The 21,975-nt window shown below is 74.8% G+C and carries 22 protein-coding genes; 6 read left to right on the top strand and 16 right to left on the bottom strand.

Annotation, left to right across the window (positions count from 1 at the left end):
• Both ACYVO2_RS33725 and ACYVO2_RS33720 read right to left on the bottom strand, forming a co-directional pair.
• On the bottom strand, positions 1 to 1,048 hold a 1,048-nt coding region (locus ACYVO2_RS33725; RefSeq protein WP_461011906.1), incomplete at its 3' end, for a serine/threonine-protein kinase.
• 42 nt (positions 1,049 to 1,090) lie between these two features.
• A complete protein-coding gene (locus ACYVO2_RS33720; RefSeq protein ID WP_461011905.1) occupies positions 1,091 to 2,797 on the bottom strand; it encodes a glycerol-3-phosphate dehydrogenase/oxidase in 1,707 nt (568 codons plus the stop codon).
• A gap of 232 nt (positions 2,798 to 3,029) precedes the next feature.
• Here ACYVO2_RS33720 and ACYVO2_RS33715 point away from each other — a divergent pair, with 232 nt between their 5' ends.
• Positions 3,030 to 4,286, top strand: coding sequence for a nucleotide sugar dehydrogenase (locus ACYVO2_RS33715; protein WP_461011904.1), 1,257 nt, complete (start codon positions 3,030 to 3,032; stop codon positions 4,284 to 4,286).
• A 62-nt stretch (positions 4,287 to 4,348) separates the two neighbouring features.
• Here the strand turns inward: ACYVO2_RS33715 and ACYVO2_RS33710 are convergent, their stop codons facing one another.
• The 4 genes from ACYVO2_RS33710 to ACYVO2_RS33695 all read right to left on the bottom strand — a co-directional run bounded on the left by ACYVO2_RS33710 (position 4,349) and on the right by ACYVO2_RS33695 (position 8,977).
• Positions 4,349 to 5,473, bottom strand: a complete 1,125-nt coding sequence (locus ACYVO2_RS33710; RefSeq protein WP_461011903.1) for a GuaB3 family IMP dehydrogenase-related protein — start codon at positions 5,471 to 5,473, stop codon at positions 4,349 to 4,351.
• Positions 5,474 to 5,816: 343 nt separating this feature from the next.
• On the bottom strand, positions 5,817 to 7,319 hold the full coding sequence (gene guaB, locus ACYVO2_RS33705; protein ID WP_461011902.1) for an IMP dehydrogenase: 1,503 nt from the start codon (positions 7,317 to 7,319) through the stop codon (positions 5,817 to 5,819).
• A gap of 90 nt (positions 7,320 to 7,409) precedes the next feature.
• Complete coding sequence (locus ACYVO2_RS33700) at positions 7,410 to 8,018, bottom strand: sigma-70 family RNA polymerase sigma factor (RefSeq protein WP_461011901.1); 609 nt, start codon at positions 8,016 to 8,018, stop codon at positions 7,410 to 7,412.
• A 347-nt stretch (positions 8,019 to 8,365) separates the two neighbouring features.
• Positions 8,366 to 8,977: a response regulator transcription factor gene (locus ACYVO2_RS33695; RefSeq protein WP_018382498.1), complete on the bottom strand. Its 612-nt coding sequence runs from the start codon at positions 8,975 to 8,977 to the stop codon at positions 8,366 to 8,368.
• A gap of 497 nt (positions 8,978 to 9,474) precedes the next feature.
• On the opposite strand from ACYVO2_RS33695, the gene ACYVO2_RS33690 reads away from it, so the two are divergent.
• Entirely contained in the window at positions 9,475 to 9,780 is a 306-nt protein-coding gene (locus tag ACYVO2_RS33690; protein WP_461011900.1) for a WhiB family transcriptional regulator, read from the top strand.
• Between the two features lie 234 nt (positions 9,781 to 10,014).
• On the opposite strand, the gene ACYVO2_RS33685 is transcribed toward ACYVO2_RS33690, so the two are convergent.
• Entirely contained in the window at positions 10,015 to 11,010 is a 996-nt protein-coding gene (locus tag ACYVO2_RS33685; protein WP_461011899.1) for a LysR family transcriptional regulator, read from the bottom strand.
• Between the two features lie 81 nt (positions 11,011 to 11,091).
• Between ACYVO2_RS33685 and ACYVO2_RS33680 the strand changes: the two genes are divergently transcribed.
• Together ACYVO2_RS33680 and ACYVO2_RS33675 are read left to right on the top strand one after the other, a co-directional pair.
• Positions 11,092 to 12,228, top strand: coding sequence for an aminotransferase class V-fold PLP-dependent enzyme (locus ACYVO2_RS33680; protein ID WP_461011898.1), 1,137 nt, complete (start codon positions 11,092 to 11,094; stop codon positions 12,226 to 12,228).
• An 88-nt stretch (positions 12,229 to 12,316) separates the two neighbouring features.
• Entirely contained in the window at positions 12,317 to 12,967 is a 651-nt protein-coding gene (locus ACYVO2_RS33675) for an MOSC domain-containing protein (RefSeq protein ID WP_461011897.1), read from the top strand.
• Between the two features lie 63 nt (positions 12,968 to 13,030).
• Here ACYVO2_RS33675 and groL read toward each other — a convergent pair whose 3' ends face one another.
• From groL to ACYVO2_RS33660, 3 genes are all read right to left on the bottom strand, one after another.
• Entirely contained in the window at positions 13,031 to 14,656 is a 1,626-nt protein-coding gene (gene groL, locus ACYVO2_RS33670; protein WP_461011896.1) for a chaperonin GroEL, read from the bottom strand.
• Between the two features lie 136 nt (positions 14,657 to 14,792).
• Positions 14,793 to 15,101, bottom strand: coding sequence for a co-chaperone GroES (gene groES / locus ACYVO2_RS33665; protein ID WP_461011895.1), 309 nt, complete (start codon positions 15,099 to 15,101; stop codon positions 14,793 to 14,795).
• A 351-nt stretch (positions 15,102 to 15,452) separates the two neighbouring features.
• A complete protein-coding gene (locus ACYVO2_RS33660; RefSeq protein ID WP_461011894.1) occupies positions 15,453 to 16,394 on the bottom strand; it encodes a polysaccharide deacetylase family protein in 942 nt (313 codons plus the stop codon).
• An 8-nt stretch (positions 16,395 to 16,402) separates the two neighbouring features.
• Between ACYVO2_RS33660 and ACYVO2_RS33655 the strand changes: the two genes are divergently transcribed.
• A complete protein-coding gene (locus ACYVO2_RS33655; RefSeq protein WP_461011893.1) occupies positions 16,403 to 17,674 on the top strand; it encodes a THUMP-like domain-containing protein in 1,272 nt (423 codons plus the stop codon).
• Here the strand turns inward: ACYVO2_RS33655 and ACYVO2_RS33650 are convergent.
• The 4 genes from ACYVO2_RS33650 to tsaB are packed head-to-tail and all read right to left on the bottom strand — an operon-like array spanning position 17,671 to position 20,220.
• Positions 17,671 to 17,940: a hypothetical protein gene (locus tag ACYVO2_RS33650; RefSeq protein ID WP_461011892.1), complete on the bottom strand. Its 270-nt coding sequence runs from the start codon at positions 17,938 to 17,940 to the stop codon at positions 17,671 to 17,673. The two genes, ACYVO2_RS33655 and ACYVO2_RS33650, sit on opposite strands and share 4 nt — an antisense overlap.
• Positions 17,937 to 19,040 carry a tRNA (adenosine(37)-N6)-threonylcarbamoyltransferase complex transferase subunit TsaD gene (gene tsaD, locus ACYVO2_RS33645; RefSeq protein WP_461011891.1) on the bottom strand — a complete coding sequence of 368 codons (1,104 nt, stop codon included), beginning with the start codon at positions 19,038 to 19,040 and terminating at the stop codon, positions 17,937 to 17,939. The genes ACYVO2_RS33650 and tsaD overlap by 4 nt, the downstream gene beginning before the upstream one ends.
• Positions 19,037 to 19,549 carry a ribosomal protein S18-alanine N-acetyltransferase gene (gene rimI / locus ACYVO2_RS33640; RefSeq protein ID WP_461011908.1) on the bottom strand — a complete coding sequence of 171 codons (513 nt, stop codon included), beginning with the start codon at positions 19,547 to 19,549 and terminating at the stop codon, positions 19,037 to 19,039. The genes tsaD and rimI overlap by 4 nt, the downstream gene beginning before the upstream one ends.
• A 17-nt stretch (positions 19,550 to 19,566) precedes the next feature.
• The gene (gene tsaB, locus ACYVO2_RS33635) at positions 19,567 to 20,220 is read right to left on the bottom strand and encodes a tRNA (adenosine(37)-N6)-threonylcarbamoyltransferase complex dimerization subunit type 1 TsaB (RefSeq protein WP_461011890.1); all 654 of its coding nucleotides are present in this window, start codon (positions 20,218 to 20,220) and stop codon (positions 19,567 to 19,569) included.
• Between the two features lie 192 nt (positions 20,221 to 20,412).
• On the opposite strand from tsaB, the gene ACYVO2_RS33630 reads away from it, so the two are divergent.
• Positions 20,413 to 20,949, top strand: a complete 537-nt coding sequence (locus ACYVO2_RS33630; protein ID WP_461011889.1) for a hypothetical protein — start codon at positions 20,413 to 20,415, stop codon at positions 20,947 to 20,949.
• 61 nt (positions 20,950 to 21,010) lie between these two features.
• Here ACYVO2_RS33630 and ACYVO2_RS33625 read toward each other — a convergent pair whose 3' ends face one another.
• Both ACYVO2_RS33625 and tsaE read right to left on the bottom strand, forming a co-directional pair.
• Positions 21,011 to 21,235 carry a hypothetical protein gene (locus tag ACYVO2_RS33625; protein ID WP_461011888.1) on the bottom strand — a complete coding sequence of 75 codons (225 nt, stop codon included), beginning with the start codon at positions 21,233 to 21,235 and terminating at the stop codon, positions 21,011 to 21,013.
• Between the two features lie 171 nt (positions 21,236 to 21,406).
• Complete coding sequence (gene tsaE / locus ACYVO2_RS33620; protein ID WP_461011887.1) at positions 21,407 to 21,967, bottom strand: tRNA (adenosine(37)-N6)-threonylcarbamoyltransferase complex ATPase subunit type 1 TsaE; 561 nt, start codon at positions 21,965 to 21,967, stop codon at positions 21,407 to 21,409.
• Between the last annotated feature and the right edge of the window lie 8 nt (positions 21,968 to 21,975).

Raw genomic sequence — 21,975 nt, 5'->3', positions numbered from 1 at the left:
GCCCGCGCCCTCGGCGGCGGCGCGGGCCACCGGCGCGGGCGGGGGCGGGCGGCGGGGTGGGGGGCGGCGGGGCGTGGTGGGTGGGGGGTTCGTCGGCACGGGCCTGCGCGGGCGGGCGGGGGGTGACCTCGGTGACGTCCTCGGCGCCGGCGCGGCCCGGGACCCCGCCGACGAGGACGGTGTCCACCGAGCCCGTCAGCAGCCGCTCGGCCTGCTCCGCCGTCATCCTGCGCGCGGGGTCCTTCACCAGCAGGCCCTCGATGACGGGGGTGAGCGCGCCCGCCCGCAGCGGCGGCTCGTACGGCTCGGCGGCTATCGCGTAGGCGGTCTCGATCGGGGTGGGGCGGTGGAACGGGGGGCGGCCCTCCAGCGCCTGGTACAGGCTGGCGCCCAGCGACCACAGGTCGGAGGCGGGCCCCGGGCTGCCGCCGCGGATCCGCTCGGGCGCGAGGTAGTCGAAGGAGCCGACCAGCTCGCCGGTGCGGGTCAGGGTGGAGGTGCCGGGGACGAAGGCGATGCCGAAGTCGGTGAGCACCACCCGCCTGCCGGGGCGGCCGGGATAGGCGGCCCGGTCCTCCGGGTCGCCGTCGGGCCCCGGCTCGCCCTCGAGCAGGACGTTGGCGGGCTTGACGTCGCGGTGCAGCACCCCGGCGGCGTGGGCGGCCCGCAGCGCGGCGAGCATGCCCCGGCCCACCCGCAGCGCCTCGCGCTCGACCAGCGGGCCGTCCTTCTTGATCACCTCGCCGAGCGTGCGGGAGGGGACGTACTCCATGACGACGCAGGGCAGGCCCTCGTCCTCGACCACGTCGTGCACCACCACGACGTTCGGGTGGGCGATCCGGGCGGCGCTGCGGGCCTCGCGGCGGGTGCGCTCGTACAGCGTGGCGCGCTCGTCCTCGGACGCCTGGTGCGGCACATGGAGTTTCTTCACGGCGACCTGGCGGCCGAGGAGCTGGTCCTCGGCCCGCCACACGGTGCCCATGCCGCCCCGGCCGATCCGCTCCAGGAGCAGGTACCGGCCCGCCACCATCCGTCCCTGCTCGGACACCTCGCTCGCCTTCCTCCCCCGGCTGGATCCGCGAGGGAACTCTCAGAGGGGAACGATATCCGGGGCGCCGAGCCGGGCGGCGTCGGCCGTGCGGTCGTCCGGCTGCCGCTGCGACTCCCGCTCCGCCTCCACCCGCTTCTCGTAGTGCTCGACCTCCCGTTCGACCTGCGCGGCGTCCCAGCCGAGCACGGGCGCCACCAGGCCGGCCACCTCGCGGACGCAGCGGGTGCCCCGGTCGAAGGTCTCGATGGAGATGCGGGTGCGGCGGGTGAGGACGTCGTCCAGGTGGCGCGCGCCCTCGTGGGAGGCGGCGTAGACGGCCTCGGCGCGCAGGTAGTCCTCGGCGCCGGTCAGCGGGCGGCCCAGGTCCGGGTCGCGGGCGATCAGCTCCAGCACCTCCTCGGCCAGCGAGCCGTAGCGGTTCAGCAGGTGCTCCACCCGGGCCACGTGCAGCCCCGCGCGCTCCGCGATCCGGGCCCTGGCGTTCCACAGCGCCCGGAAGCCCTCGGCGCCCAGCAGCGGGACGTCCTCGGTGGTGCACGGCGCCACCCGCCGGTCCAGGCCGTGCACGGCCTCGTCGACCGCGTCCTTGGCCATCACCCGGTAGGTGGTGTACTTGCCGCCCGCCACCATCACCAGGCCGGGCACCGGGTGGGCGACGGTGTGCTCGCGGGAGAGCTTGCTGGTCGCGTCGGACTCCCCGGCCAGCAGCGGGCGCAGCCCCGCGTACACGCCCTCCACGTCGTCCCGGGTGAGCGGGGTGGCCAGCACCGAGTTGACGTGTTCCAGCAGGTAGTCGATGTCGGCGCTGGACGCGGCGGGGTGCGCCTTGTCCAGGTTCCAGTCCGTGTCGGTGGTGCCGATGATCCAGTGCCGGCCCCACGGGATCACGAACAGCACGCTCTTCTCGGTGCGCAGGATCAGCCCGCTGGAGGAGTGCACGCGGTCGCGCGGCACCACCAGGTGGATGCCCTTGGAGGCGCGGACGTGGAACCGGCCGCGCTCGCCCACCAGCGCCTGGGTGTCGTCGGTCCACACACCGGTGGCGTTGACGATCTGCCGGGCGCGCACCTCGAACTCCCCGCCCTGCTCCAGGTCGCACACGCGGGCGCCCACCACGCGCTCGCCCTCGCGCAGGAAGCCGACCACGCGCGCCCGGTTCGCCGCGTGCGCCCCGTAGGCGGCGGCCGTCCTGACCAGCGTGGCGACGAAGCGGGCGTCGTCCACCTGGGCGTCGTAGTACTGCACCGCGCCGACCAGGGCGTCCCTGCGCAGGCAGGGCGCCACCCGCAGGGCGTGGGAGCGGGTCAGGTGGCGGTGGCGGGGCAGGCCGCGGCTGTGGCCCGAGGACAGGCCCATCGTGTCGTACATGGCCACGCCGGCACCGACGTAAAAGCGCTCCCACCCGCGGTGCGCCAGCGGGTACAGGAACGGCACCGGCTTGACCAGGTGCGGGGCGAGCCGCTGGAGGAGCAGCCCGCGCTCCCTCAGCGCCTCCCTGACCAGGCCGAAGTCGAGCATCTCCAGATAGCGCAGGCCCCCGTGGACGAGCTTGCTCGATCTGCTGGAGGTGCCGGACGCCCAGTCGCGGGCCTCCACCAGGCCGGTGGTCAGGCCCCGGGTGACGGCGTCGAGCGCGATGCCCGCGCCGACCACGCCGCCGCCGACGACGAGCACGTCCAGTTCCTGCTCAGCCATCCGGGCGAGCGCCGCCGAGCGCTCCGCCGGTCCGAGATTCGCGGTCCTCAACTCGGCCTCCCGTCAACTCGCGGTCTTTTCGATAGTGCCTCGAACTGGCGCGCAGGTGACGACTTCCGCCGGTGCGCGCGCCCGGCCGCGGGCGCGCACGGTGGCCGGTCCGCTCGGGGGAGCGCCGACCGCTGCGAACACTTTGCCCGGAAATGCACTCAATACTGAATATTGATGGTAATGCTCCTTATTCTATCAATCCGTTATATATTGCGCAGGAAGGACGCGCCCCATGGCCGCAGACCTCGTCGTGATCGGTCTCGGATTCGCCGGGCTCCCCCTCGCCCAGGCCGCCGTCGCCGCCGGTATGGACGTCATCGGCTACGACCGCGACGAGCGCACCGTCGCGGGCCTGAACTCGGGCCGCTCCCCCGTGGACGACCTCACCGCCGCCGACGTCCGGCGCATGCTCGCCGCCGGATTCCGCGCCACCAGCGACACCGCCGTACTCGGCCAGGCCAGGGTCGCCGTCATCTGCGAACCCACCCCCCTCACCGAGCAGCGCGTCCCCGACCTCACCGCCGTCACCACCGCCGCCAGGACCCTCGCCGCGCAGTTGCGCCCGCACACCACCGTGATCCTGGAGAGCACCGTCTACCCCGGCACCACCGAGGATGTGCTGGGCCCGCTGCTGGAGACCTCGGGGCTGCGCCGGGGCGCGGAGTTCCACCTCGCCGTCTCGCCCACCCGCGCCGACCCGGGCAACCGCGCGTTCGGCATCGCCAACACCCCCAAGGTGGTCGGCGGCGCCACCCCCGCCTGCACCGACGCCGCCGCCGCCTTCTACAGCCGGATCACCGAGCGGGTGGTGCGCGCCCGCGGCACCCGGGAGGCGGAGACCGTCAAGCTGCTGGAGAACAACTATCGGGCGGTCAACATCGCGCTGGTCAACGAGATGGCCGTGTTCTGCCACGACCTCGGCATCGACCTGTGGGACGTCATCCGGTGCGCCGAGACCAAGCCGTACGGGTTCCAGGCGTTCCGCCCCGGCCCCGGCGTCGGCGGCTACTGCACCGCGCTCGACCCCGACTACCTGCCGCGCCGCGGCCGCACCATCGGCTACCCGCTGCGCATGGTGGAGCTGGCCATGGAGGTCAACGAGCGGATGCCCCGCTACCTGGTCCACCGGGCGTCCGCGCTGCTCAACGAGGACGGCAAGGCGGTGCGCGGAGCCCGGGTGCTGCTGCTCGGCGTGACCTACAAGCCGGACATCTCCGACAGCCGCCACTCCCCCGCCCGCACCGTCGCCGCCCGCCTGCTCGAACTCGGCGCGCAGCTCAGCTTCCACGACCCGTTCGTGCAGCAGTGGCGGGTCCTCGACCGGCCCGTGCCGCGCGCCGACTCCCTGTACGAGGCCGCCGCGCAGGCCGACCTCACCCTGCTGCTCCAACCCCACCGGGTGTACGACCTGCAAGGGCTCGCGGTGAAGGCGCAGCGGCTGCTGGACGCCCGGGGGGCGACGCCGGCCGGGGCCGCGGACCGGCTGTGAACGCGCTCGCGGCCCGCGCCGGGGTCGGCGGGGCCGCGAGCGGTCGGCTGCTGCGCCGGGGCTCAGATCTTCAGGACCGGCGCCACGGTGACCTCCACCCGCTGGAACTCCTTCAGCTCCGAGTAGCCGGTGGTGGCCATGGCGCGGCGCAGCGCGCCGAAGAAGTTCATCGAGCCGTCCGGGGTGTGCGACGGGCCGAGCAGGATCTCCTCGGTGGTGCCGACCGCGCCCAGGTTCACCCGCTTGCCGCGCGGCAGCTCCTCGTGCACGGCCTCCATGCCCCAGTGGCGGCCGCGGCCCGGCGCGTCCGTGGCCCTGGCCAGCGGCGAGCCCATCATCACCGCGTCCGCGCCGCAGGCGATCGCCTTGGGCAGGTCGCCGCTGAAGCCGACACCGCCGTCCGCGATCACGTGCACGTACCGGCCGCCCGACTCGTCCATGTAGTCCCGGCGCGCCGCGGCCACGTCCGCCACGGCGGTGGCCATCGGGACCTGGATGCCCAGCACATTGCGCGTGGTGTGCGCCGCGCCGCCGCCGAAGCCGACCAGCACGCCCGCGGCGCCGGTGCGCATCAGGTGCAGCGCGGCGGTGTAGGTGGCGCAGCCGCCCACGATCACCGGCACGTCCAGCTCGTAGATGAACTGCTTGAGGTTCAGCGGCTCGGCGCGGCCCGAGACGTGCTCGGCCGAGACGGTGGTGCCGCGGATGACGAAGATGTCCACGCCCGCGTCCACGACCGCCTTGGAGAACTGGGCGGTGCGCTGCGGGGACAGGGCCGCGGCGGTCACCACGCCCGAGTCGCGCACCTGCTTGATCCGCTCGCCGATCAGCTCCTCGCGGATCGGGGCCGCGTAGATCTCCTGGAGGCGGCGGGTGGCCGCGGCCTCGTCCTCCAGCTCCGCGATCTCCTCGAGCAGCGGCTCGGGGTTGTCGTAGCGGGTCCACAGGCCCTCGAGGTTGAGCACGCCCAGGCCCCCGAGGTGGCCGATCGCGATGGCGGTCGCGGGCGAGACGACGGAGTCCATCGGGGCGGCGAGGAAGGGCAGCTCGAAGCGGTAGGCGTCGATCTGCCAGGCGATGGAGACGTCCCTCGGGTCACGGGTCCGCCGGCTCGGCACGACGGCGATGTCGTCGAACGCGTACGCCCTGCGTCCGCGCTTGCCCCGGCCGATCTCGATCTCGGTCAACGTGGTGGCCCTTTCCTGTGTACGTCTGCCTTGCCCCGCCCCTGCGCGCCGTCCACCGCCCAGTGTCTCATTCGGCGGGGGGAGGGGGAGGTGGGGTGTGGGGCGGGGGTGCGGACGGGACCCCTTGGACCCCCGCCGAGAGCCCGCCCCCGGGCCCCCGTGACGCCTGACGGGCCCGCCCTGAGCGGACGGACCCGTCGGGGCAACTCCCCGTGGCCCCACCCCGCGCCCGCCGGCCCCGGCACAGGCCGAACACTCACGGACCGACCCCGAACCCGCCCACCGACCCGGGGCAGACGAGCCACTGGGGTGGTGGGCGGGGAGACGGGCGGGAGGGTGGGCGTCAGCGGCCGTGGTAGTTCGGGGCCTCGACCGTCATGTGGATGTCGTGCGGGTGGCTCTCCTTCAGGCCGGCCGCGGTGATGCGGACGAAGCGGCCCCTCTCCTTCAGCTCCGGCACGCTCGCCGCGCCCACATAACCCATGGACGCGCGCAGCCCGCCGATCAACTGGTGGGCCACCGACGCCAGCGGACCGCGGTAGGGCACCTGGCCCTCGATGCCCTCGGGGACCAGCTTGTCCTCGGAGAGCACGTCGTCCTGGAAGTAGCGGTCCTTGGAGTAGGACTTGCCCTGCCCGCGCGACTGCATCGCGCCGAGCGAGCCCATGCCCCGGTAGGACTTGAACTGCTTGCCGTTGACGAAGATCAGGTCGCCGGGGCTCTCCTCGCAGCCGGCGAGCAGGCTGCCGACCATCACCGTGTCGGCGCCCGCCGCGATGGCCTTGGCGATGTCGCCGGAGTACTGGAGGCCGCCGTCGCCGATCACCGGCACCCCGGCCGGGCCCGCGGCGAGCGACGCCTCGTAGATGGCGGTGACCTGGGGGACGCCGACGCCCGCCACCACGCGGGTGGTGCAGATCGAGCCGGGGCCGACACCGACCTTGATGCCGTCGGCGCCCGCGTCGATCAGCGCCTGCGCGCCGGCGCGGGTGGCCACGTTGCCGCCGATGACGTCCAGCTTGAAGTTGGCCTTCAGCTTGCTGATCATCTCCGGGATGCCCCGGTGGTGGCCGTGGGCGCTGTCCACGACCAGGAAGTCCACGCCCGCGTCGACCAGGGCGCCGGCCCGGGTGTACGCCTCGTCGCCCACGCCGACGGCGGCGCCGACCACCAGGCGCCCGTCGGAGTCCTTGGTGGCGTTGGGGTACTGCTCGGTCTTGACGAAGTCCTTGACGGTGATCAGGCCGCGCAGCCTGCCCTCGGCGTCCACCAGCGGCAGCTTCTCGATCTTGTGCTTGCGCAGCAGGTCCATCGCGTCGCCGCCGGAGATCCCGACCGTGCCGGTGACCAGCGGCATCGGCGTCATGACCTCGCGCACCCGGCGCCGCCGGTCGGTCTCGAAGGCCATGTCGCGGTTGGTGACGATGCCGAGCAGCCGCCCGGAGTCGTCGGTGACCGGCACACCGCTGATCCGGTACTGCCCGCACAGGCGGTCCGCGTCGGCGAGGGTGGCGTCCGGGCCGATGGTGATCGGGTTGATGACCATCCCGGCCTCGGACCGCTTGACCCGGTCCACCTCCTCGGCCTGCGCGTCCGCCGGCAGGTTCCGGTGCAGCACGCCCGCGCCGCCCTGGCGGGCCATGGCGATGGCCATGCGGCTCTCGGTCACCGTGTCCATGGCGGAGGACAGCAGCGGGATGTGCACCTTGATGTTCCGGGTGACGCGGGAGGCGGTGTCCACCTCGTTGGGCACCACCTCGGACGCGCCGGGCAGCAGCAGCACGTCGTCGTAGGTGAGCCCCAGCATGGCGAACTTCTCCGGTACGCCGTCGGCGTTGACAGTCATGGCACCTTCCCTGCGCTCTTGCCCGGCCCGAGCTTCCATGCTACTGGGGGGCGGGACGGGGTACGGGCCGCCGGGCGCGGCCGGCGCCCGTCAGGCACTCAGGTTCTGCGCGGCGTCGGTCTCCTCCGCCAGGGCCCGCAGCCGGCTGAGCGCCCGGTGCTGGGCGACCCGGACCGCGCCCGGCGACATGCCGAGCACCTGGCCGGTCTCCTCGGCGGTGAGGCCGACGGCGACCCGCAGCACGATCAGCTCCCGCTGGTTCTCCGGCAGGCAGGCCAGCAGTTCCTTGGCCCAGGCCGCGTCGCTGCTGAGCAGGGCCCGCTCCTCGGGGCCGAGGGCCTCGTCGGGCTTCTCCGGCAGGTCGTCGGCGGGCACCGCGGTGCTGCCGGGGCCGCGCATCGCGGAGCGCTGGAGGTCGGCCACCTTGTGCGAGGCGATGGCGAAGACGAACGCCTCGAACGGGCGGCCCTGGTCGCGGTAGCGCGGCAGCGCGCACAGCACGGCCAGACACACCTCCTGCGCCAGGTCGTCCACGAAGTGACGCGCGTCACCGGGCAGTCTGGCCAGGCGGGTGCGGCAGTAGCGCAGCGCCAGCGGGTGCACGTGCGCCAAGAGGTCGTGCGTGGCCTGAGGATCGCCCGCGACCGCACGACGCACGAGTGCACCGATGGCCGCGGCCGGGTTCTCGTCGTCGCGCATCGGTCCATGGTGCCTCGCCGCCGACCGATCCGCGGCACCGCGCCCGTGACTGTGCACCGAAGCGTTATGAGATGGTGCCGTCTGTGCCCCCGTCATAGCGCGCGCCCTGCCTCCTCGCCCCTCTCTCCGCGCCGGCTCACCGGAAGCCGGCTCGCATCCTGGAGAGATCTCCGGCGCGAGGCGCCCTTCCGATTGCCGCTCCCCGAGGTCGCCCATGTGTCAAGGATGCGTCCTCGGCGCGGAAACCGGCACCGGTGGCGGGACATCGCCGCCGCCGGGCATGCGGCGGCGATCACCCTTTCCGGCCCGGAACCGGCCGGAAGGGCCCCTGGTGACACGGACACGGCCTAGCGGACCAGACCCCACCGGAAGCCGAGCGCCACCGCGTGCGCGCGGTCGGAGGCGCCGAGCTTCTTGAACAGCCGCCGGGCGTGGGTCTTGACCGTGTCCTCGGAGAGGAACAGCTCGCGGCCGATCTCGGCGTTGCTGCGGCCGTGGCTCATGCCCTCGAGCACCTGGATCTCCCGCGCCGTGAGCGTGGGCGCCGCCCCCATCTCGGCGGAGCGCAGCCGGCGCGGGGCGAGCCGCCAGGTGGGGTCGGCCAGCGCCTGGGTGACGGTGGCGCGCAGCTCGGCCCGGGAGGCGTCCTTGTGCAGATAGCCCCGGGCCCCGGCGGCCACGGCGAGAGCGACTCCATCGAGGTCCTCGGCGACGGTGAGCATGATGATGCGCGCGCCGGGGTCCGCGGAGAGCAGCCGCCGCACCGTCTCCACGCCGCCGAGGCCGGGCATGCGGACGTCCATCAGAATCAGGTCCGAGCGGTCGGCGCCCCACCGGCGGAGGACTTCCTCGCCGTTGGTGGCGGTCGTCACCCGCTCGACGCCGGGTACGGTCGCGACCGCGCGGCGGAGCGCTTCTCGGGCAAGCGGGGAGTCGTCGCAGACGAGGACGGATGTCATGGCCGTCCTCCGCAGATCCGCGTCACGTTGGGCCTCCAGGCTGGTACGAATCGTCATCGATGCGGTCGGCGGCGTCCGGCATCTGCCTCATGCCCGGCTTCCGTAGACCGCCTCCGCACTCTCAACGACGGTCACTCGAAAGAGTTACGGAGTTTGGCAGCCGTCGCCGACACTCTACGTGATTGACCGCTTACGGATCAGCCGTACCGCACCGGCCGAGCCCCGGCACCGGGTCCGCGGGGGTTCCGCGGGCCCTCGGCGGGCTCGCCACCTGCCAACGAGGACACCCGGGCGCAGGACACGCGTCGGGTGCTCCGGTGGGCGGGTTCCGGGGCTTCTGCCACATTTTGCACTGATTGGGCCCAAATCTGGGCTAACGCCCGGGTTCGTGGGTACATGCGGAAAGAGTCATATTTCCATCTACTTGGACAGTAGGGACAGTACGACGCAACGGCTCCCGGCACCCGAACGTCACCGCACTCCCAAGGGGATGAGCAATGGCAGATTTCTCGCGCCTTCCCGGCCCCAACGCAGATCTGTGGGACTGGCAGCTCCTGGCCGCGTGTCGCGGCGTCGACAGCGCCCTGTTCTTCCATCCCGAAGGGGAGCGGGGGGCGGCGCGCACCGCCCGCGAGGCGGCGGCCAAGGAGGTCTGCATGCGGTGCCCGGTACGCGCGGAGTGCGCGGCGCACGCACTCGCGGTCCGTGAGCCCTACGGAGTGTGGGGCGGGCTCACGGAGGACGAGCGCGAGGAGATCCAGGGGCGCGCCCGACACCGGCTGATCAGCGCGTCCGGGCAGTGAATGGGAAGTGGTGGTGCTCTGAAGAAACGTTTTTGCTGAAGGGTTCGCGGCGGAGTGCGGCGGTTCGCGGTGCGGGTGCGCGGGTGGGTGCGCGGTGCTGCGGAAACGTTTTAGCGGAGGGAGCGGCCGTGGGAGCGGCCGTGGTGGTGAGGGCTGTGCGGGTCGTGCGGCCCGGGCGGCCGGGTGCGGTGGCGGCCGGTCCGGCGGTGCCCGCGCTCGGCCGCCCCTCGTCGTTCAGCCGCCCCTCGTCGCCCGGACCTCCCGCCGCGGCGCCCCGGCCCCGGATCCGGCCCCGGCGCGTCCGCCGGCGCACAGGGCGGCGCGGCTGAGGCGGCCGAGCATCACGTCCACGGCCGGGACGTTCGTCAGGTCGGGCAGCGTCAGCGCCGCCACCTCGCGGCGGACCGGCGGAGTCAGCGGCAGCACGGCCACGCCGTGCAGGCGCACCGCCTCGAGCGCCAGCTCGGGCAGGGCCGCCACGCCGAGCCCGGCCGCGACCAGGCCCACCACGGCGGGGTAGTCGTCGGTGGCGAAGTCGATGCGCGGGGTGAAGCCCGCGCCCTCGCAGACGCTCACCAGATGGCGGCGGCACTGCGGGCAGCCCGCGATCCAGTGCTCGCCGGCCAGCTCCTCCAGCGCCACGTCGCGCCCCTCGTCCGCCGCGGGGGCGAGCCGGTGCCCGGCCGGGACCAGGCCCACCAGGCGGTCGGTGAGCAGCGGCCGGACGGTCAGGTCGGACCAGTCGGCGCCCGCCTCCCCCGGCTCCTCGGGCACCCCCGGGTAGCGGAAGGCCAGCGCCACCTCGCAGTCGCCCGCGCGGAGCATGGCCACCGACTCCGGCGGCTCGGCCTCCACCAGCGACACCGATATGCCGGGGTGGGCGGCGCGGACCTCGGCGACCGCCCGCGGCACCAGCGAGGAGCTGGCGCTGGGGAAGGACACCAGGCGCACCCGCCCCGCGCGCAGCCCCGCGAGCGCGGCGACCTCCTCCTCGGCCGCGGTGAGCCCGGCCAGGATGCCCGCGGCGTGCCGGGTGAGGGCCTGCCCCGCCTCGGTGAGCCGGGTCTCCCGGCCGGTGCGGACGATCAGCGGGGTGCCGACGGTGTTCTCCAGGGCGCGCACCTGCTGGCTCACGGCCGGCTGGGTGCAGCCGAGCTCGCGCGCGGCGGCGGAGAACGAACCGGTCTGGGCGACGGCGCGCAGGACCCTCAGGTGGCGGGCTTCGATCACGGGTCAAGCATAAGAGTTACTTGGGGATGATGCAGGTTTTATGGACTTTTCTTTGAGCGCGTCGGCGGCGACGCTGGAAGCATGACCGCAGCTCACATGGATCTCGCCGCCCCCGCCCCGCTCCGCACGGGGACCCCGCCCGCGGCCGCGCCGGGTACCGCGCCGCTGGACACCGACCTGGTCCGCCGCGAGTTCGCGCCGCAGACGCTCCACCTCAACACCGCCTCCTACGGCCTGCTCCCGGCGAGGACCGTCGCGGCGGTGCGGGAGGGCGCCGAGGCGCAGGCCGCGGGGCTGCTCTCGCTGCCCGGCCTGGACCCGGTGGTGGCGGACGCGCGCGCCGCGTACGCCCGGCTGGTCGGGACGGAGCCGGACCGGGTGGCGCTCGGGGCGGTGGTCTCCACCCTGGTGGCCGCGGTGGCCGCGGGGCTGCCGCGCGGCGCCGAGGTGGTGCTGCCGGACTGCGAGTTCGCCTCCGTCACCCAGCCGTTCGCGGCCCGCGGCGACCTGGTGCCGCGCCTGGTGCCGCTGGAGCGCCTGGCCGACGCGGTGGGGCCGCGCACCGCGCTGGTCGCCTTCAGCGCGGTGCAGTCCGCGGACGGGCGGATCGCCGACCTGGCCGCGGTCCGGGCGGCGGCGCGGGAGCACGGGGCGCGCACCCTGCTGGACGTCACCCAGGCGGCGGGCTGGTTCCCGGTGGCCGCGGACGAGTGGGACTACACGGTGTGCGGCGCCTACAAGTGGCTGATGTGCCCGCGCGGGACGGCGTTCCTCACCGTGCGGCCCGAGGCGGCCGGGGACGTGGTGCCGGTCAACGCGGGCTGGACCGCCACCGGCAGCCCGTGGACCGACTGCTACGGCCTGGCCCCGCTGGCGGAGGACGCCCGCCGCTTCGACACCTCGCCGGTGTGGACGGCGTTCGTCGGGGCGGGCCCGTCGCTGCGGCTGGTGGAGGAGCTGGGCGTGGCGGCCGTGCACCGGCACGACGTGGCGCTGGCCGAGCGGTTCCGGGCGGGGCTGCGGGAGCTGGGGTACGAGGCGCCGGGCGCGGGCTCGGCGATCGTGAGCGTGCCGGGGCTCGGGGACCGCGCTCCGCTACTGGAGCGCGCCGGGGTGCGGGCGTCCTCGCGCGCCGGGCATCTGCGCTTCGCGTTCCACCTGTACACCACCGAGGCGGACGTGGACCGGGTGCTCGACGCCCTGGCGGGCTGCCGCTGAGCCGGCGCCGCCGGGCCCGCGCGCCGGGCCCGGCGGCCCGCCCGCAATCCGTTCGCGGTGGCGCGGCGGTCCGGCCTACCGTTCGCCCATGGCTTTTCTTCTCTCCGTGAACGTCGGCAGACCCCGCCCCAATCCGTGGAAGGAAACCCTCACCACGGGCATCGACAAGCGCCCCGTCGAGGGGCCCGTGGCCGTGGCGGCGCCCGGCCCCAAGGGCACCGGCGAGGTGGGGCTCGCCGGGGACCGGGTGTACGACGTGCAGCACCACGGCGGCCCCGACCAGGCCGTGTACGCCTATGCCCGCGAGGAGCTCGACCGCTGGGAGGGCGAGCTGGGGCGCGAGCTGCCCAACGGCGTGTTCGGGGAGAACCTGACCACCTCGGGTCTGGAGGTGAGCGGCGCCCGGGTCGGCGAGCTGTGGCGGGTCGGGGAGCGGGTGCTGCTGGAGGTGGCGGTGCCGCGGATCCCCTGCGGCACGTTCCGCGGCTGGATCGGCGAGCAGGGCTGGCTCAAGCGGTTCACGCAGGCGGCGCTGCCCGGGGCGTATCTGCGGGTGGTCGAGCCGGGCGAGATCCGGGCGGGCGACCGGGTGGTGGTGGAGCACCGGCCGGCGCACGAGGTGACGATGTCGCTGGTGTTCCGGGCGCTGACCACCGAGCGGGCGCTGCTGCCCTCGCTGCTCGCGGCGGACGCGCTGCCGGAGGACGTCAAGGAGGAGGCGCGGGCCCACCGCGCCTGAGGGGCCGGACGCGACCGGGCCCGGCCCCCGTGCGGGGGCCGGGCCCGAGTGCGCCGGGAGGCGTCAGTGCGAGTGGCCGTGGCTGTGGCCGTGGCCGCCCTCGGCCTCCTCCTCGGGCTTGTCCACCACGAGGGTCTCGGTGGTGAGCAGCAGGGAGGCGATGGAGGCGGCGTTCTCCAGGGCGGAGCGGGTGACCTTGACCGGGTCGATGACGCCGGCCTTGACCAGGTCGCCGTACTCGCCGGTGGCCGCGTTGAAGCCGTGGCCCGGCTCGAGCTCGGCCACCTTGGCGGTGATCACGTAGCCCTCGAGGCCGGCGTTCTCGGCGATCCAGCGCAGCGGCTCGACCAGGGAGCGGCGCACGACCGTCACACCGGTGGCCTCGTCGCCGTCCTTGTCCAGGCCCTCGGCGAGCACCTTGGAGGCGTGCACCAGGGCGGAGCCGCCACCGGAGACGATGCCCTCCTCGACCGCGGCGCGGGTCGCGGAGATGGCGTCCTCCAGGCGGTGCTTCTTCTCCTTCAGCTCCACCTCGGTGGCCGCGCCGACGCGGATCACGCACACGCCGCCGGCCAGCTTGGCGAGGCGCTCCTGGAGCTTCTCGCGGTCCCAGTCGGAGTCGGTGGTGGCGATCTCGGCCTTGATCTGGGCGACCCGGCCCTCGAGCGCGGACTTCTCGCCGGCGCCGTCGACGATGGTGGTCTCGTCCTTGGTGACGGTGACGCGGCGGGCGCTGCCGAGCACCTCCAGGCCGACCTGGTCGAGCTTCAGGCCGACCTCCTCGGCGACGACGGTGCCGCCGGTGAGGGTGGCGATGTCACCCAGCATGGCCTTGCGGCGGTCGCCGAAGCCGGGGGCCTTCACCGCGACCGCGTTGAAGGTGCCGCGGATCTTGTTGACGACCAGGGTGGACAGCGCCTCGCCCTCGACGTCCTCGGCGATGATCAGCAGCGGCTTGCTGCCACCCTGCTGGACGACCTTCTCCAGCAGCGGGAGCAGCTCGGCGATGGAGGAGACCTTGCCCTGGTGGATCAGGATGTACGGGTCGTCGAGGACGGCCTCCATCCGCTCCTGGTCGGTGACCATGTACGGGGAGAGGTAGCCCTTGTCGAAGGACATGCCCTCGGTGAAGTCCAGCTCCAGGCCGAAGGTGTTGGACTCCTCGACGGTGATCACACCGTCCTTGCCGACCTTGTCCATGGCCTCGGCGATCAGCTCGCCGACCTGCTTGTCCTGGGCGGACAGCGCGGCGACAGCGGCGATGTCCTCCTTGCCCTCCAGCGGGCGGGCCACGGCGAGCAGCTCCTGGGAGACGGCCGCGACGGCGGCGTCGATGCCCCGCTTCAGCGCGGACGGGGAGGCGCCGGCGGCCACGTTGCGCAGGCCCTCGCGGACCAGGGCCTGGGCCAGCACGGTGGCGGTGGTGGTGCCGTCGCCCGCGACGTCGTTCGTCTTGGTCGCCACCTCCTTGACCAACTGCGCGCCCAGGTTCTCGTACCTGTCCTCGATCTCCACCTCGCGGGCGATGGTCACGCCGTCGTTGGTGATGGTCGGGGCGCCGAACTTCTTGTCGATGACGACGTTGCGGCCCTTGGGGCCGATCGTCACCTTCACGGTGTCGGCGAGCTTGTTGACGCCGCGCTCGAGCGCGCGACGGGCGTCCTCGTCGAACTTCAGAATCTTGGCCATGGCTGGGTAATTCGTCCTCTCGGGCCTAACGGGCGCGGTGGGGCCGGGCAACGACTCCGCCCCGGGCTCCCCGGTCAGGCTGACTCGGGCGTCCCGGGGCGGAGGTGCAGGCTGGTGCGGCAGGCTGCGGCGGTGCTTACTTCTCGACGATCGCGAGGACGTCGCGCGCCGAGAGGACGAGGTACTCCTCGCCGCTGTACTTCACCTCGGTGCCGCCGTACTTGCTGTAGAGGACGATGTCGCCCTCCTTGACGTCGAGCGGGATGCGCTTGCCGTCCTCGAAACGGCCCGGGCCGATCGCGAGGACGCGGCCCTCCTGGGGCTTCTCCTTCGCGGTGTCCGGGATGACCAGGCCGGAGGCCGTGGTCTGCTCGGCCTCGAGCGGCTGGACCACGATGCGGTCCTCGAGCGGCTTGATGGCAACCTTGGTGCTGGCGGTCGTCACGATCCGACCTCCCCCTTCGGAGATCTCACGGGAGTGTGTCTGTGGTGGCGACCTGGTAGGCCCGTCGTCGCGGGTGCCGGACCTGCCCGTCGCGGTTGGCACCCTCGGGGTGAGAGTGCCAACGCCGACATTAGGACGGTCGTTAGCACTCAGTCAACTAGAGTGCCAACGCGCCGCCGATCATCGTGGAAACCGCGGCGGGCGCGAGGCTGTGCCCAGCGGCTTTCCGGCGAGCCTCGAGTGGGGCGCACATTCGGTCGGCGATTCCCGCCGGTTCACACTCACGTTCGAGACGACGTTCGCGCGGGCGCCCCCGCCGGCAGGTGCGCACGCGGTCGTCACCGGCGGGCCTCACAGGTAGTCCTCGAGCCGGGCCACGGCGAAGCCCTGGCGGGCGGCGGCGCGCAGGACCTGGCGGGTCATGTCGTTCATGGTGCCGTTCCACTCCCGCGGCCCGCGGAAGTGGCTGAGGATGATGTCGCCGGGGCGCAGTCGCCGGTCCGCCGCCTGGTAGTCGATCCGGTCCGCCCACGCCTCCAGGCTCCACAGCACCACCACGTCGATGCCGCAGTCCCCGGCGGCCCGCAGCGTGGCGCGGTCGTAGTTGCCGTACGGCGGGCGGAACAGCCGCGGCGCGGCGCCGAACTCGCGCTCCAGGTTGCGCTGCTGCCCGCAGATCTCGCCGTGCTGGCCCGCGTAGGACAGCGCCGGCAGGTTGCGGTGGTTGACGGTGTGGTTGTGGATGCCCCCGCCCAGGCTCCGCAGTCGCCGGAAGTAGCCGTAGTCGTCGCGGGAGACGTAGTCGGTGAGGAAGGCGGTGACCGGCACGTCCAGGTCGTCCAGCAGGCGCAGGAACCTGGGGTCCTTCTCGGCGCCGTCGTCGATGGTCAGGAAGACGACGCGCTCGTCGGTGGGGATCCGGTGGATGACGGGCGGCAGTCCGGGCCCCGCCTTGGTGGCGGCGGACACCAGCTCGGGCTTGACCGCCGGCGGGCGCGGGGGCAGGCGGGTCGGCTGGGCCAGGCCCCAGCGCTGGAACGCGGCCAGGCGCCGGACGTGCGCGGACAGCGACAGCGGGCCCTGCGGCGCGGGCCGCCCCGCGGCGGAACCCTCCGCGGCGGGGCCCTGCGCGGCGGGGAACGGCCGGGGCGGCCCGCCGGGGCCGGCGGGCGCGCCGGGCCCGGTGAACTGGGTGGAGGCGCACGCGGTGGCCAGGACGGCGGCCAGGGAGACGGCCAGGCTCCGCCGCGAGACACCCCAGGCACGCTTTCCCTTTTGTCCGATCATCCCCATGACGTCGCATGCTGCCAGCGCCCGCCGCCCGCTCCCCGGCGGCTCGCGGACCGCGCCGCGCGCTTCGGCACAATGGCGCAGTGGATCCCCAGACCTTCTCCGCGCTGCTGCACGACGAGGGCCGGCTGCTGCTGGACGAGCTGCGCGACTACGACCCCGCCCAGGAGCTCGCCGTGGCCACCCGGCTGCGCCGCGGCCACCCGGCGGAGCTGGTGTCCGCCGCGCTGACCCAGGCCCGGCTGCGGCAGCGGGCGGCGGCCAAGTTCGGCGACGACGCGGCGCGGATGTTCTTCACCCCGGACGGCGTCGAGCAGGCCACCAGGGCCGCGGTCGCCGCCCACCGCGCGGAGCGGTTCGCCCGGCTCGGGGTGCGGCGGATTGCGGACCTGTGCGGCGGGATCGGCGGCGACGCGGTGGCCCTGGCCCGCGCGGGCCTGGAGGTGCTCGCGGTGGACCGCTCCCCGCTGACCTGCGCGGTGGCGGCGGCCAACGCGGCGGCGCTGGGTGTGGCCGACCGCGTCGAGGTGCGCTGCGCCGATGTCACCGAGGTGGACCTGGCCGGGTTCGACGCGGTGTTCGTCGACCCGGCCCGGCGCGGCGGCCGGGGGCGGATCTTCGACCCCGAGGCGTACTCGCCCCCGCTGTCCTGGGCGGTCGCGGCGGCGCGGCGGGCGCCCAGGGCGGCGCTGAAGGTCGCGCCCGGCATCCCGCACGAGGCGGTGCCGGACGACGCGGAGGCCGAGTGGGTCTCGGACCGGGGCGAGGTGAAGGAGGCCGCGCTGTGGTTCGGCGGCGGCCCCGGGCGGCGGGCGACGCTGCTGCCGCGGGGGGCGTCGCTGTCCGGCGGCGGGCTGCCCGACCCGCCGGTGCGGCCCGCGGGGCGCTACCTGTACGAGCCGGACGGCGCGGTGATCCGCGCGCACCTGGTGGCGGAGGTGGCGCGGGAGGTGGACGGCGGGCTGCTCGACGCGACGATCGCGTACATCACCGCGGACGCGCTGCGCCCGACCCCGTACGCCACCGCGTACGAGCTCACCGACGTGCTGCCGTTCCACGTCAAGCGGCTGCGCGCGCTGCTGCGGGAGCGCGGCGTGGGCACGGCGGTGATCAAGAAGCGGGGCTCCGCGGTGGAGCCGGAGGAGCTGCGGCGCAGGCTGCGCCTGGCCGGCCCCGGCTCCTGCGTGGTGTTCCTGACCCGGGTGGCCGGGGCGCCCGCCATGCTGCTGGGGCACCCGGCCGGCACGCCCGGGTCCGAGCAGCCGTCGACAGGCCCTGGCTAGCCCTCCGCCGGCTCGTCCTCCACCCGTTCGAAGCGCCAGCGGTGGACCGGGCGGGCCAGCAGGTCGGGGGGCGGGGCGGGGAGCTCGTCCACCTCGGCGTCCAGGGGGACGTCCCACCAGGTGATGACCAGGACCCGGTCCCCGGGCGCGCGGAACACCTCGCGGCGCAGCGGCCGGGCGGGCGGTTCCTGCGCCCGCACCCACGCCAGCAGCGCCTCGCCCCGGCCCTCCGCGGCGCGGGCCTCCCACATCACGGCGAGCGTCATGGGTACAGGTTCTCCCCGCTCACCTCGTGCGCGTGGTCGTGGTCGTGGCCGTGGTCCTGGCCCGGCACGGAGATCTCCGTGACCGGCAGGGAGGAGTCCGCGGGCAGGTCGAGCGCCGAGGGGGCGCGGCCCCGCGCCACCATCTCCGCGCCGAGCGCCGCCACCATCGCGCCGTTGTCCGTGCACAGCTTCGGGCGCGGCACCCGCAGCCTGATGCCCGCCGCCTCGCACCGCTCCTGCGCCATGGCCCGCAACCGGGAGTTCGCCGCGACGCCGCCGCCGATCATCAGGTGGTCCACGCCGTTGTCCTTGCAGGCGCGCACCGCCTTGCGGGTGAGCACGTCGGCCACGGCCTCCTGGAAGGACGCGGCGACGTCGGCGACCGGCACGTCCTGTCCGGCCCGCCGCCTGGTCTCCACCCAGCGGGCGACCGCGGTCTTCAGGCCGGAGAAGGAGAAGTCGTAGACGGGGTCGCGCGGCCCGGTCAGGCCCCGGGGGAAGGCGATCGCGGCCGGGTCGCCCTCCCTGGCGCGCCGGTCGACGGCCGGGCCGCCGGGGAAGCCGAGGCCCAGCACCCGCGCCACCTTGTCGAACGCCTCGCCCGCCGCGTCGTCGATGGTGGCGCCGAGCGGGCGCACGTCGCTGGTGATGTCGGGCGCGAGCAGCAGCGAGGAGTGCCCGCCGGAGACCAGCAGCGCCATCACCGGCTCGGGCAGCGCGCCGTGCTCCAGTTGGTCCACGCAGATGTGCGAGGCCAGGTGGTTGACGCCGTACAGCGGCTTGCCGAGGGCGTAGGCGTACGCCTTGGCGGCGGCGACGCCGACCAGCAGCGCGCCCGCCAGGCCGGGGCCCGCGGTGACCGCGACGCCGTCGAGGTCGGAGGGCTTGACCCCGGCCTCGGCCAGCGCCCGCCGCACCGTGGGCACCATGGCCTCCAGGTGGGCGCGGCTGGCGACCTCGGGGACGACGCCGCCGTAGCGGGCGTGCTCGTCCACGCTGGAGGCGACGGCGTCGGCGAGCAGGGTGCGGCCGCGTACGACGCCGACTCCGGTCTCGTCGCAGGAGGTCTCGATTCCGAGGACCAGGGGCTCGTCTGTCATGGGGTTCCGTTGGTCTCCGTGGTGGCGGCCGCGGCGGGGAGCGCGCGGCCCGCGGGGTCGGCGAGGCGCATGACCAGGGCGTCGACGGTGCCGCCCTGGTAGTAGCCGCGGCGGATGCCGACGGGCTCGAAGCCGAAGCGCTCGTACAGGCGCTGGGCGCGGTCGTTGTCCACCCGCACCTCCAGCATGATGTCGGCGCACTCGAAGGCGGTGGCCTGCCGCAGCAGGTCGGTGAGCAGTCGGGCGCCGAGCCCGGTGCCCCAGTGGTCGCGGGCGACGGCGATGGTCTGCACGTCCCCCTCGCCGCCGACGGCCTTCAGGCCCGCGTACCCGACGATCCGGCTTCCTTCCCCGGCCCGCCCGGTCTCCTCGGCCACCACGTAGTGGCGGGTGGCGCGCGGGTGCCGGGTCTCGGCGAGGTCGGACCAGAACATGCCCGCCGACCAGGCGTCGTCGGGGAACAGGTCGCGCTCGAGCTCCAGGACCGGCGCGATGTCCCACCACCGCATCGGGCGAAGGACGGCGGTCACGTCGGCAGGACCGCCTTGTAGCCCGCCGGGACCCGGGCGTCGGGGCGGCGCAGGTACAGCGGCCGGGGCGGGAGCAGGTCCGCGCCCGCGCGGATCCGGGCGGCGGCGAGGTCGGCGAGCGCGGCCGCGGAGACGTGCTCCGGGCCCGCGGCGCGCGGGAACGCCTCCGGGTACAGCGCGGCGCCCGCGCCGAGGACGGGCAGTCCGGCCAGTCGCTCGGCGAGGTCGGCGGGGCGGTCGACCCAGGGCCCCTCCAGGCGGGTGCCGTCGGCGTCGTAGCGCGCCCAGTAGACCTCTTTCCTGCGGGCGTCGGTCGCGACGGCGAACGGCTCGCCCGGCGCCGCGGCGTGCGCGATGCCGTCCAGGGTGCACACGCCGTGGACGGCCGTGCCGAGGGCGTCGCCCAGGGCGGCGGCGGTGACCAGGCCCACGCGCAGGCCGGTGTAGGGGCCGGGGCCCACGCCCACGGCGATGTCCGTGACCTGGTCGAGCCGGGCCCCGGCCGCCCGCAGGGCGCGGGTCACCGCGGGCAGCAGCAGCTCGCCGTGGCGGCGCGCGTCCACGGCGGTCGATTCACCGAGCACCCGTTCCCCGTCGTGCACGGCCGCGGTGACGGCGGGGGTGGCGGTGTCGAAAGCGAGGAGCAGCACGCCCACAACCCTAACGGGCCGGAGGGAGGGGGACTGGCACGATAAGGAACGGACGAAAGCCCCGAAATTGCCTTTTCGGGCCGCTGGGCGTCCATCGGCGAGGCCATCGGGAACGGCCGGTGGGCGGCGCGCCGGCAGCGGCCGGTGGGCGGCCCGTCGGCGGGTTCCCTCGAACGAGGGAGAGGAGCTGCCGTGACCGGGGCTCGTTGCGCGGGGTTCGTCGCCGCGCTCACCGGGGCGGTGCTGGCCGTGGTGGCCGTCCTGGCGTACCAGGCGGCCGGCGGGCGGGAGGCCGGGGTGGGCTCGGCTGCGCTCGGCGCGGAGGCGGACGCCATGGCGGGGGGACGGGCCGGGCCGCCGGTCCCCGAGGACTCGGGGACGGGCAAGCGGGTGGTGTACGCGCCCGGGGAGCGGCGGGTGTGGCTGGTGGGGGAGGGCGGGAGGGTGCTGCGGACCCACCCGGTGGTGCCGTGCGGGGTGGACCCCGTGCCGGGGACCTACGAGGTGGTGTCCCGCTCGGCGCGCGGCACCGGCTCGGACGGGGTGCCGGTGGAGCACGTGGTGCGGTTCGCGAGCCTGGGCGCGACGGTGATCGGGTTCAGCGCGGCGCTGAACGGCTCCACGGCGCCGCCTCCGGTGGAGACGGGCGGGATCCGGCAGACCCGGGAGGACGGCCGGGCGATGTGGGAGTTCGCGGCGATCGGGAGGAGTGTGGTGGTGGTCGGGTAGCGGGGGCGGGCGGGCCGCGCTCACCCGCGCGCGCCCGGGACGCTCCCGGGCGGGCGGTGTCTCACGCGGCGTCGCGCGACTCGGTCCGCGGGGCCCGGCCGACGGGCTCGGACTCGCCGGCGGGCTCGGCAGCGGGCTCGTCGGCGGGGGCGGGCGGCGGGGTGGAGACCGCGCTGGCCGCGGCGGCCGCGGCGAGCAGGGCGCGCATCGACACGGCCGGCTCCGGTCCCGTCCGCGGGTGCGCCGGCTGGGCGCGGGACGCGTCCGGGGTGCTCTGGGCGGGCATCTCGCCTCCTGACAGGGTCCGGTTAGGCATCCCTAACCACGTCCATGTGACCACGTGCGGGGCGCCCGGCGCAATATCGTGCCGACACGCTGTCGGGAAAGACGGCCGGGAGGCCCCGCCCGCCGGCCCCGCCGCGCGCCCCCTCACCCGGACGGGCGACGGGCCGCCGCGTCAGCGGGCCAGCAGTCCCCGGATGTCCGTGCCCGCCCAGCGCGCGCCCACACCGGTCACGGTGACCCGGCGCACGTCGTCCTCGCCCTCGGCGGGCCCCTCGCCGCCGACGGCGCGCTCGATGACGACCTGGAGGCGGTCCTCGGACAGCTCCTCGACCTTGCCCTCGCCCCACTCGACGACCACCACCGACTCCGGCAGCGACACGTCCAGGTCCAGGTCCTCCATCTCCTCCAGGCCCCCGCCGAGCCGGTAGGCGTCCACGTGCACCAGCGGCGGCCCGCCGGTCTCTGAGGGGTGGACGCGGGCGATGACGAACGTCGGCGAGGTGACGGCGCCGCGCACCCCGAGTCCCTCGCCGAGCCCCCGGGCGAGCGTGGTCTTGCCCGCGCCGAGCTCCCCGGTCAGCAGCACCAGGTCGCCGGCGCGGAGCACGCCCGCCAGGGCCCGGCCGAGCTCGCGCATCCGGTCCGCGGACGGCACCGTGACCCGCGCCGACACCCGCGGCGCGGCGTCCCTTACGGCCTGCTCGGGCAGTGGTCCAGGCAGTGGTCGCTCCATGCCAGCGG

The sequence above is a fragment of the Streptomyces capparidis genome (assembly GCF_054782095.1).
Note: the sequence above shows the minus strand (reverse complement) of the source record. Positions and strands in the feature narration are given on the sequence as shown.